Here is an 8,565-nt window from a genome sequence, read left to right on the forward strand (position 1 = left end):
GGGGCAATTCCAACTCTCTTACAAACTGCGCGTCTCTCAGCACGACTACCAACCCGACTTTGTGGCCGCAACAGCGGATTGCATCTACATGCTCGAGCCGAAAGCCAAGAACGAACTGACCGCCTCAGAGGTATTAGCCAAAAAGGATGCCGCAGTTCTATGGTGCAGCCGCGCTACCGCCCACTCTCTCACCAATGGCGGGAAACCCTGGAAATATGTCCTCATTCCGCACGACGTGATCGCTGAAAATATGACGCTGGTGGGGCTGGTGAAGCAGTTTGTCACAGGTTGATCGCATGTCCTCTTTAACCCATATCAAATAGATCAGAAACGGTACAATCAACTCTGATCGACGTCCCTTCGTCACCTGGCCTGTACGGTGATTCTGCTCCAAAGTTTGTAGGGGTGATCCCTTTGAGGATTTAGACATCCACGAATCTGTAGACGCAGACATGTAGGAAAGATGCAGCTTGCCTCGTTGGTGACGCGCTCACTTCAATGTCATAATTGTGCACCCACCGGAAGGGCTGGCACGTTCATGCCATGATGAATACTCTGGCACTCTTTGCGATTATCTTTGTGCTCAATAGCCTGCCCGCCTTCGCGCCTCCGACGTGGATGGTGTTGTCCGCGGTTGGCCTGTCCAATCCGGATGCGAATCCGTGGCTTACCGCGCTCGTTGCGGCCACAGCGGCTACCGCCGGTAGGCTGACCCTCGCCAAGCTGGCGTTTATCATTGTCAGGCAACGCTGGTTGAGCGCGCGCACCAAAGAGAATATTGATCTGGTAAAAGACCGTCTCGGGACACAACGTGCGATGACCTTCGGGGTCTTTCTCGTCTATACCATTAGTCCCCTTCCATCGAACTCGCTGTTTATTGCCTATGGGTTGACGTCTTTGCCCCTGACGCCGGTGGCTGTGGCAGCTTTTATAGGAAGGTTTGTGACCTATAGTTTTTGGATGGTCATTGCGGTGGAAGTTGCGAATAAGGTCGTGCTCGATCAAGGATCGATCTTTGCCTATTTCGGGGGGTATTTTGTTGTGACACAAGTCTTTCTGCTTGTGCTGGTCGTTCTCTTCGCGAAATTGGACTGGAGGGCTTGGTTCGCCAGCAAGACGCTCCGACTCATCAGCCGAACAGAAACCTCTCACCAGCACTGACTCAAATCAGTGCATAGTCTACCTTGGTCTTCCCTCACGGAACCAACGAGCTCGCTCATGGGTCGCGGCTGAGACGTACTCATCGGTCCAAACGGATAGGCTGAGGTGCAAGATCAACGGTTCCGCGAGTTTTGCCTTGACGCGCGTGCGGTGACGTCTATGAAGCGGCGTTTATCCGCGCGCAACAACTACGATAAGACTATGAATAGTGCAGGGGACAACCGAAGGTTGGAGTGGTAGTTGGGGAAAAGGCGAAGGTATCTGCACGAATTTCTATCGCCCGACGAATGCACGGCGCTGATCCGTGGAGTGAAGGTCTCAACTACGAGATGGAAACCGTCGGGGGCGTCATCGCTGAGGGAGTTAGAAACAATGAGCGGCTCTTGATTGACGATAAATCTTTGGCGGAGGCATTGTTTCAGCGTGCTGCGCCGTGGCTACCTCAAGAAGTCAGACTGGAACCAAATACGTGCTACGAACGGACGTGATGTATAAACTTTAGCCGAAGGACCAGAGTCCTCATTCCACCTACTTTTCCTACCGCGCGACACTAACCTGCGATTCTCGGGCAGACAGACTTTTACGACGATTGTTGGCAATGGTGCGATCGATAATGGCGCAGCAATTGAGGCATTTCCATGCGTAGAAGACGAGAAAGAAATCTGAAAATCGCTCTAACATCATTAACCCCTGGCATTTCGGGCATTGCATGTGTCTCCTCCTAGGTTGGTTGCGTTCCCCTAATGACAAACCTAAGCAAGAGTTACGCCAAACTACGTATGTCAGAATTTCAATGGGTTTACGTGTTACGTAGTACCACGCGGTAACGAATGTTCAGGAAATTGACAGGAAGAAGAACGATGGCCGTCAAGGTTTTGTCAGGTACCCCTTGGCTACGCAAACTCGCTTGACGTGGTAATTCTAAATGTGTAACCATCGGCTACATGAAGAAGGATGACATCGTTGAAGGGGCTTATCTCAAACAAAGGAATGAGAGGTACGGCATACCGGCTGGGTTGATTGGTGTCGTTCATCAAGTCAGCATAGACCGAAATGGAGAATGGGTATTTCTATTGCGGTACCTGGATCACCCTGGGACACGCAAGCCGCATTCGTTGGGAAGTCTGAACCTTCGGGAAAAGGATCTCGATGATTTCGAGCTGATTGGAGATTGGATCACGGCCCAGGCGTTGTTGGAGTCCGCCCCCCGTTCTAGGAAGCTAGCGAGCGAGCTAACGGTGCCCGCAAGACTCCCAGGAAGGCCAGCAAGACTTCGAGCCAGGCAGGCATGGAGAAAGTGGAATCCCAACCAACTTCGATTGTTTGAGGAGTACTAGCGTAGGACGAGCAGTTTACCCGATGAACAGTATTCATAGAGGATGGCAATTTATTGATGAAGGTTGATAGCGAGAAATCAGAATCTTGGATTTGGGGAAGGCCATATGGGAGGCGTAAAATGAGACCATTTCTCTACAGCGTTTTAACGGCATTTATGTGTCTTGGCCTCTATACAATCTTGCAGGCGAGCGCGAGGGAGCGCGACCAGCAGACGGAACAAGCTCAAAAGATTGAGCATTGCAAGCAGGTCAATGAACAGGTTATTCGCGAGTCAGACGAGATTATTGCGAAGGGAAAATTTCCATCGCAAGATCAACAGGACAACTGGAGGCAGCTCAGTGAGCCGTGCAAGGAGGCGAGAGGATAAGCGCGGTGAAGATATCGGCAAGACTTCCTGCAAAGCGTTCCCAAGACATTGTGCTTGGAGGAAGTGGAATATGACACGAGCACGGCCTGGAAGACAGACGCTCTGAGAAGCCATCAGCTTTGATTGCTTGAGGAATACTAGTGACAAGGTTAGGAGATAGAGGGGCAAAGCCCAAGGCCTGGACAAGTCGCCTTTCCCGATCTAAGCTCTGGCCATGTGTGGACGGTTTACCAGACGGCGCCCCCAGAAACCATTGCGAAGCATCTTCAGCTTCCGGACCTTCCGTTGTTCGTCAAGCCGAACTATAACGTCTCACTGTCTCATCAGATCGCGGCGGTCCGGTTGGTTCTAAAGGGGAATTAGATGGTGGCGGTGGGCCGGATCGAACGAGTGACCCGCGGCTTCTCGGGGGCGTCAGCCCTTGAGGCCCCCGTCACAAAAAGAGAGATAGCAAATACCGCCCGGCGTAAAGTTCGATCTTAGGCATCGCTCGGCCTCGCCCCGGGGAACCATTCAACATGTTGATTACCTTGGCGACCGAGATAAATGACCCGCTGGCCACGAAGAAACGTAAAATACCCCTTGACGCCTGCACGAACGGTACGCTCACAGAATGCGCGAAACTTTGTCCGTGCTGTTGGCTATCAAGGATTGCCGCTTTAAGCGCAGTTGCATCAAAGGTGTCTGAGATTGATGGTAGCCCCTCGAACGGGAGCGCAGCCGTAACAGTCGAACCCGCGCGACTGTAGAAAGTAAATGAGTGTGCGGCGTAATCGACGTGATAGTACTCAACGCCTTCGGCAATAAGTTTTCCAACAAACCGGGGGAACGGCATTGAACCGTCTACCGTTGTCTTGGCCAATGAGCTAACTACATCTGCGTCCATAAGATTCTCATGAAGGTTACATTACTGTCCGAGCGCCTAACACTCCACAATACGTCATGGCCCTTGTCATAGTAATGAGCTGCCGCCACAGAACCAGGCTTGCTTCAACCCGCGATTTGTTGATTCCTCACAAGGATACGAACTTCTCGCAAGGAGGTGATTGGACCGAACGGCCGTTACGATCCATGCTAGGCTCAATATTCGACACGTCACAACCTATTCAAGGCCTTCGAAGGGTTACCCTTAGTTGTTCAGAAGTACTTGACATCATCATCTTCCGGGACGCTATGCATTTCCCTAGTACGGCGTTCAGGCGAACTATAATACGTTAATGGATATTAGTATTGAGGGTGGAGATAACTAGGAGGATGCCATGAGAAGAAAGAATCTCGTAACAGTTGGATTTTTATCGGTGCTGACTGCAACCCTGGTATTGACTCCCAGCACCTTCGCTGCCGAGACACAGGGGAAAAAGGAGAGGACAAAGGAGAATGCGGCGCCCAAGAACACGAAGCAAATGGGAGGTCAGGAAAGGGTGGATGTCATGGAGCAACCGCCGAAGAAAGGAGTGCAGTCTGACAGCATGACACCTGGAAAAGAGAAGAGAACGGATGTCATCGAGGATGTAGGCTCCCAAGGCGATGTATACCCATCCACTGGCGGGTCAACGAGAAAGGATGTCATCGATACCATCAGAAACTAGCATCAGAGGCGGGTAGGTATATATTGTCGGGATCACACACATCCTTTCAGTGAGCTGATGTATCGTCCTGGTCCGTAGGCATCCATCGGAGAGCCCACGACGATACAGTCGTCCACTGCCAGGAGATCGCGTGCAACGGTAGTGCACGAAGTTCCGACCCAATCGACCGCGAACTCCCCATCTCAGCGGCAAAGTCGAGCGTTCTCATCAAACCGATTGGGTAGGAGGTTTACTCCACGGTCGGCATCGAGGAAAACTCCCCCTGCTTATAAGGCAGACCCAGAGGTAACTTTATTTCGGTTTGTCCCCCCAGCTAAAGGTTAGGCCCTCGCCGAAGTAGATTCCGCCGAAGGGTAGTCTTCGAGGCTTCCGCCAAAGATGCCTAGCATGGGTGGCGTAGTGTCTGCAAATGATCCAGCCACTGCTGGCCTTGTTGTATCTGTTGTTGTTGTAAAATCCTCTGTAGGTCCCACTGCATTTGTTGTAGCTGTTGGTCCCGGACAGCGTCTTCCCACGGCCGGCCCTGAGCCCCTGCCATAGTGGCCGCCCCTACCGCCCCGCCCAGCACAATTCCAGCCAACACGCCCGCTAGAAATTTCATAGTACCTCCTACGCTTCTAATTTTTGTTCCTACTTTTGCTATTCCCTAAAGTGAATGACCTATGAGCTATTTCACTCGAAATTCTAATCCCTCTTAAGCGGGGGATGGAGTGTGCGGCTAATCAGAAAATCATTAGCAAACTGTTAGCACCTCTTCCTAAACTGTTGAACCACAGAGGCCTGCATTAGACTCAGAGTCTAGCGCCTCGTCTGCCATCTCTTTTGGCGTCTCTTGATGCGTTCAGTCATATGTTTATACAAGTATTCTAAGGGGACACGAGAGATAAATTATGGCAAGACGAACAAAGAAAAGCAGGGCGAGCCTTTTGATCCACACGAAGAAGAGTCGTTCTTGCGCGCCTGAGGAGGCTTAACTTCAATGGCGGGTTTATCGAAGTCCGCCGTGGTGTCGTCATGGGGAAAGAGACGACGACGACATCACACAAGATCGGCCTGTCGATATGAGCCGTCAGCTTCAGGGAAGAATTAAAGCGCTTGAAAGAGATACGCCAGATTGAAGCTATGAATCTCGGCGGGGAGTCTCTCCCGTGGGTCTTCCTGTCTCCTGACCGAGTCCGATGGGATGAACGAAATCTGAGGCGGGGATGGTATCGCTGTCTAGAACATGCCGGTCTTCGAGAAGTCCGGTCCATGACCTTCGGCATACGTTCGTGTCATTGCTCATCAAGCAAGGCGCTCATCCGAAGTAACGTTTAAGAGCAAGCGGGCCATAGCAGTATTCAGGTGACGGTGGATACGTATGGGCATCTGTTCACGAGTCAAAACCGCGAATGGGTCAATAAGCTGGATGAACCCGCCAAGAAGCCAGACGAAAAGCGAGACGGTCTGGCTGTAACCCCGGTTTCAGCGGTTTACGTACCCGGCTCCTGAAGACATCACAGATGAGGTAGAGCTGCGAAGAATCAAAAAGGAAAGTAGATGGTGGCGGTGGGCCGGATCGAACGGCCGACCCGCGGCTTATGAGTCCGCTGCTCTGCCAACTGAGCTACACCGCCACGCCAAAGAAATTAACGGGTTACGGCGTCGTAGTCAAGGTAGATTCGCGCACTGTGCCCGTAGGTAGGAGAACCCCTTCTGCAGTAGTGCCAAGAAGACGAATGCAGGAATGTCGCTGAGCTGGCCGCGAGTCTGAAGCGTATGTAGCGGTCCGTATCGGCATACTCTCAGTGATTCTGAGCCGCGCAACCGCTAGGGCAAAAACGTCTCATACGACAGTTTCGCCATCAAACTCTTCAACCATGCTGAGGAATTGTTGTAAGAGGCGTTGGAAGAATGGAGTGTCCACGAGCATTGCGATACCCCACCCAGCAACGAGAAGGACAATGGTGATGATAATGATTTCCTTATTGGTTAAGGGTTCCGGGGTGTCCTTCATATCGGTCGTTCGGCGAGTGGATAGTTCGGCGCTAGGGTACATGAGCAAGGAACACTGAAAGGCCGCAAGACAAAGATCATGAGCCCGTCCTCCTGATGGAGCGGCGTATTGGCGTATTGTAGGGTAGTACACTGTTGATGCGCAAGGAGTCTTAGAGTAATGCCCTTATACAGTTTACCTATATTGCCTTGGTGTAAACGCTGTAACCACTGACTACATGTCTTCTTAGGAGCGCAAGGACATCCAGTTCCACGAGTGGCTTCCTGTCGGCTTTCGCGCTCCTGGACGTCCCTCACAGGAGGTAGATCTATAGACCTCTACACTGTCATGAGTACACGTACGGCTCTCCATTTAGCTATCCCGCATCAACGGAGCCGAAGTTCGTCACATGGCCGACAAATACGCTATGGACGCCTTAACGGGCACTGCTACCGGACGAAGACTCGAATCGAGGCTCGTATCTATCCCTTCGGCCATTTGATTCGAGACATGAGATAGTTCAGTCCCGCAAAGAGCATACCATCGACTATGCCCAGTTTTGAGGCGATAGTCTAGTGCGAGGCCTTCCGACTCCTTCCTAATGCCACTGATTCCGCTGAGCCCGTAACTGTGCCCGCGAGCGGCTCTATATCATCATTTTCACCTACCAGTAACCAACAAGGTAATAAGGCTAAATATCTTCCATGTATCTGATCAGATTCAGAATTGAAATGGATCCACGTTAGTTCGTCGAGGAAAACAGTCGTGCAATCCCTTACAATCAACGCTACATCTCGCAGGTTCCTCGCGGCCTGTTTTTTGCGCAGATGATCCAGATTTGCAGCAACGCATTGTCCCCATTAATTCGAATCCTTTGGGCCAAAGCTACGGCAGATGGGCCACAGAGTGGGAGCAATGGGCTCTTGGAGCCCCTGCCGCCGTGAGCCCGCTCACGGATCCTACGGGCCAGCATTGCGCTCAGCGACAAGTGGATCGGGTATGGTTTCTAGCCGGCTCAATCATCGGGCCGGTCGATCGCCGGTGTACGGTTCCGGCTGGGAAGTCGTTGTTCTTCCCGCTTATCAATACAGCATACTTCGCATTTTTGAACGACTCTCCGGAGACGCGAACGGAGGAGTTTGTACGCGCCGCCGGGAGTTGCACGGTGCCGGCTCAAATTCGGGTGTGGATTGACAGGGTCCCGGTTCCCAATCCGACAGAATTCTTTACTGGAAGATCGGGCAGTCGATCGCCGTTCTTCAACGTACAATTGCCACCAGGCGGCAACATTTTTGGACTGGACGAAACAGTCATACCAGAGTTACTCCTGAGCCCGAGTGCGGAGCAGGGATACTATCTCTTTGTTCGGCCGCTGTCCCTTGGTAGGCACATGATACGGTGGATTGCTTCGGGATGCACCAAGGTGCCTTGGGCAACGTTTTCTCGCAAGACATCACCTATACCATCTCACGGTGAAATAGGAAGGGTGGGTTGCGGCACATTAAGCAGGTTTTGTTGCAGAGCCTCTCTCAAGTGCACGTTCAGACAGTCGTGATGGAGAGTTATTTAGTCTTGGGGGAGCAGGGGACTTTACGCTCTTGCTCTCCGATGAGCCGTGGGCCACATACCTGGCACGCACATCTGCCTACCACAAAACTGCGGAAAGCTAGCAGTGTCAAAACTTTCTTGGAAAAGTACACTGACCATACGAAGGTCTAAGCACAATCATCCTTCTATGCAATTCGGGTCAGCTCTTTCACCCGCCACTATGCCAGTAACTGTGCCCGCAAGCGACTTTACGGGACATCCCGCCATCCACCGGCAATCAACAAGGCAAAATAAAACCCCTTGTAATCGTTGAGATTACAAGGGGATATTTACATCCATTTGGCTTATGAGCCCGCTGCTCTGCCAACTGAACTACACCGCCACAGCGATTAAATCGCCCGACAGAACGTTGAACTATAACACGCTCGCTTAAAGACGGTATAGATCTACTTGGGACCCGCGCGATTGTTAGGGAGAAATCAGGGTCGTGGCACTGCTCAGGCGCATCACTGCCGGGTATCTATGCCAACCGCCTTGAGTTCGCGAAACAGCGCGCGTGAACTCATTGTGTGCATGCCCTAGTGAAC

8 protein-coding genes, 1 tRNA gene and 2 pseudogenes are annotated in these 8,565 nt (G+C 51.9%); 7 read left to right on the forward strand and 4 right to left on the reverse strand.

Going from position 1 to position 8,565, the window contains the following annotated elements; genetic code table 11:
• The 3 genes and pseudogenes from ACOSYY_RS07415 to ACOSYY_RS07425 all read left to right on the forward strand — a co-directional run.
• Positions 1 to 292, forward strand: a pseudogene (locus ACOSYY_RS07415) (type III restriction endonuclease subunit R); the annotation flags it as partial.
• A gap of 251 nt (positions 293 to 543) precedes the next feature.
• On the forward strand, positions 544 to 1,161 hold the full coding sequence (locus ACOSYY_RS07420) for a hypothetical protein (RefSeq protein ID WP_421661629.1): 618 nt from the start codon (positions 544 to 546) through the stop codon (positions 1,159 to 1,161).
• 1,456 nt (positions 1,162 to 2,617) lie between these two features.
• A complete protein-coding gene (locus tag ACOSYY_RS07425; RefSeq protein ID WP_421661630.1) occupies positions 2,618 to 2,866 on the forward strand; it encodes a hypothetical protein in 249 nt (82 codons plus the stop codon).
• Positions 2,867 to 3,299: 433 nt separating this feature from the next.
• Here the strand turns inward: ACOSYY_RS07425 and ACOSYY_RS07430 are convergent, their stop codons facing one another.
• A complete protein-coding gene (locus tag ACOSYY_RS07430) occupies positions 3,300 to 3,752 on the reverse strand; it encodes a DUF1398 domain-containing protein (RefSeq protein ID WP_421661631.1) in 453 nt (150 codons plus the stop codon).
• A 373-nt stretch (positions 3,753 to 4,125) separates the two neighbouring features.
• Between ACOSYY_RS07430 and ACOSYY_RS07435 the strand changes: the two genes are divergently transcribed.
• Both ACOSYY_RS07435 and ACOSYY_RS20400 read left to right on the forward strand, forming a co-directional pair.
• On the forward strand, positions 4,126 to 4,455 hold the full coding sequence (locus ACOSYY_RS07435) for a hypothetical protein (protein ID WP_421661632.1): 330 nt from the start codon (positions 4,126 to 4,128) through the stop codon (positions 4,453 to 4,455).
• Between the two features lie 148 nt (positions 4,456 to 4,603).
• Positions 4,604 to 4,703 (forward strand): annotated as a pseudogene (locus tag ACOSYY_RS20400) (IS481 family transposase); the annotation flags it as partial.
• A 134-nt stretch (positions 4,704 to 4,837) separates the two neighbouring features.
• Here the strand turns inward: ACOSYY_RS20400 and ACOSYY_RS07440 are convergent.
• Positions 4,838 to 5,056 (reverse strand): hypothetical protein, encoded by a 219-nt coding sequence (locus ACOSYY_RS07440; protein WP_421661633.1) that lies wholly within the window; start codon positions 5,054 to 5,056, stop codon positions 4,838 to 4,840.
• A 743-nt stretch (positions 5,057 to 5,799) separates the two neighbouring features.
• On the opposite strand from ACOSYY_RS07440, the gene ACOSYY_RS07445 reads away from it, so the two are divergent.
• On the forward strand, positions 5,800 to 5,946 hold the full coding sequence (locus ACOSYY_RS07445) for a hypothetical protein (RefSeq protein WP_421661634.1): 147 nt from the start codon (positions 5,800 to 5,802) through the stop codon (positions 5,944 to 5,946).
• A gap of 49 nt (positions 5,947 to 5,995) precedes the next feature.
• Here ACOSYY_RS07445 and ACOSYY_RS07450 read toward each other — a convergent pair.
• Positions 5,996 to 6,071, reverse strand: a tRNA-Met gene (locus ACOSYY_RS07450).
• A 209-nt stretch (positions 6,072 to 6,280) separates the two neighbouring features.
• Entirely contained in the window at positions 6,281 to 6,451 is a 171-nt protein-coding gene (locus ACOSYY_RS07455; RefSeq protein WP_421661635.1) for a hypothetical protein, read from the reverse strand.
• A gap of 978 nt (positions 6,452 to 7,429) precedes the next feature.
• On the opposite strand from ACOSYY_RS07455, the gene ACOSYY_RS07460 reads away from it, so the two are divergent.
• Complete coding sequence (locus ACOSYY_RS07460) at positions 7,430 to 7,624, forward strand: hypothetical protein (protein ID WP_421661636.1); 195 nt, start codon at positions 7,430 to 7,432, stop codon at positions 7,622 to 7,624.
• Positions 7,625 to 8,565: the final 941 nt, after the last annotated feature.

It is taken from the genome of Nitrospira sp. BLG_2, from assembly GCF_049222245.1.

Excerpts from the sequence above, each read along its gene's own strand:
- ACOSYY_RS07440 (WP_421661633.1), bottom strand. The coding sequence starts at position 5,056 with ATGAAATTTCTAGCGGGCGTGTTGGCTGGAATTGTGCTGGGCGGGGCG.
- ACOSYY_RS07420 (WP_421661629.1), top strand. The coding sequence starts at position 544 with ATGATGAATACTCTGGCACTCTTTGCGATTATCTTTGTGCTCAATAGC.
- ACOSYY_RS07435 (WP_421661632.1), top strand. The coding sequence starts at position 4,126 with ATGAGAAGAAAGAATCTCGTAACAGTTGGATTTTTATCGGTGCTGACT.
- ACOSYY_RS07425 (WP_421661630.1), top strand. The coding sequence starts at position 2,618 with ATGAGACCATTTCTCTACAGCGTTTTAACGGCATTTATGTGTCTTGGC.
- ACOSYY_RS07455 (WP_421661635.1), bottom strand. The coding sequence starts at position 6,451 with ATGAAGGACACCCCGGAACCCTTAACCAATAAGGAAATCATTATCATC.
- ACOSYY_RS07460 (WP_421661636.1), top strand. The coding sequence starts at position 7,430 with ATGGTTTCTAGCCGGCTCAATCATCGGGCCGGTCGATCGCCGGTGTAC.
- ACOSYY_RS07430 (WP_421661631.1), bottom strand. The coding sequence starts at position 3,752 with ATGGACGCAGATGTAGTTAGCTCATTGGCCAAGACAACGGTAGACGGT.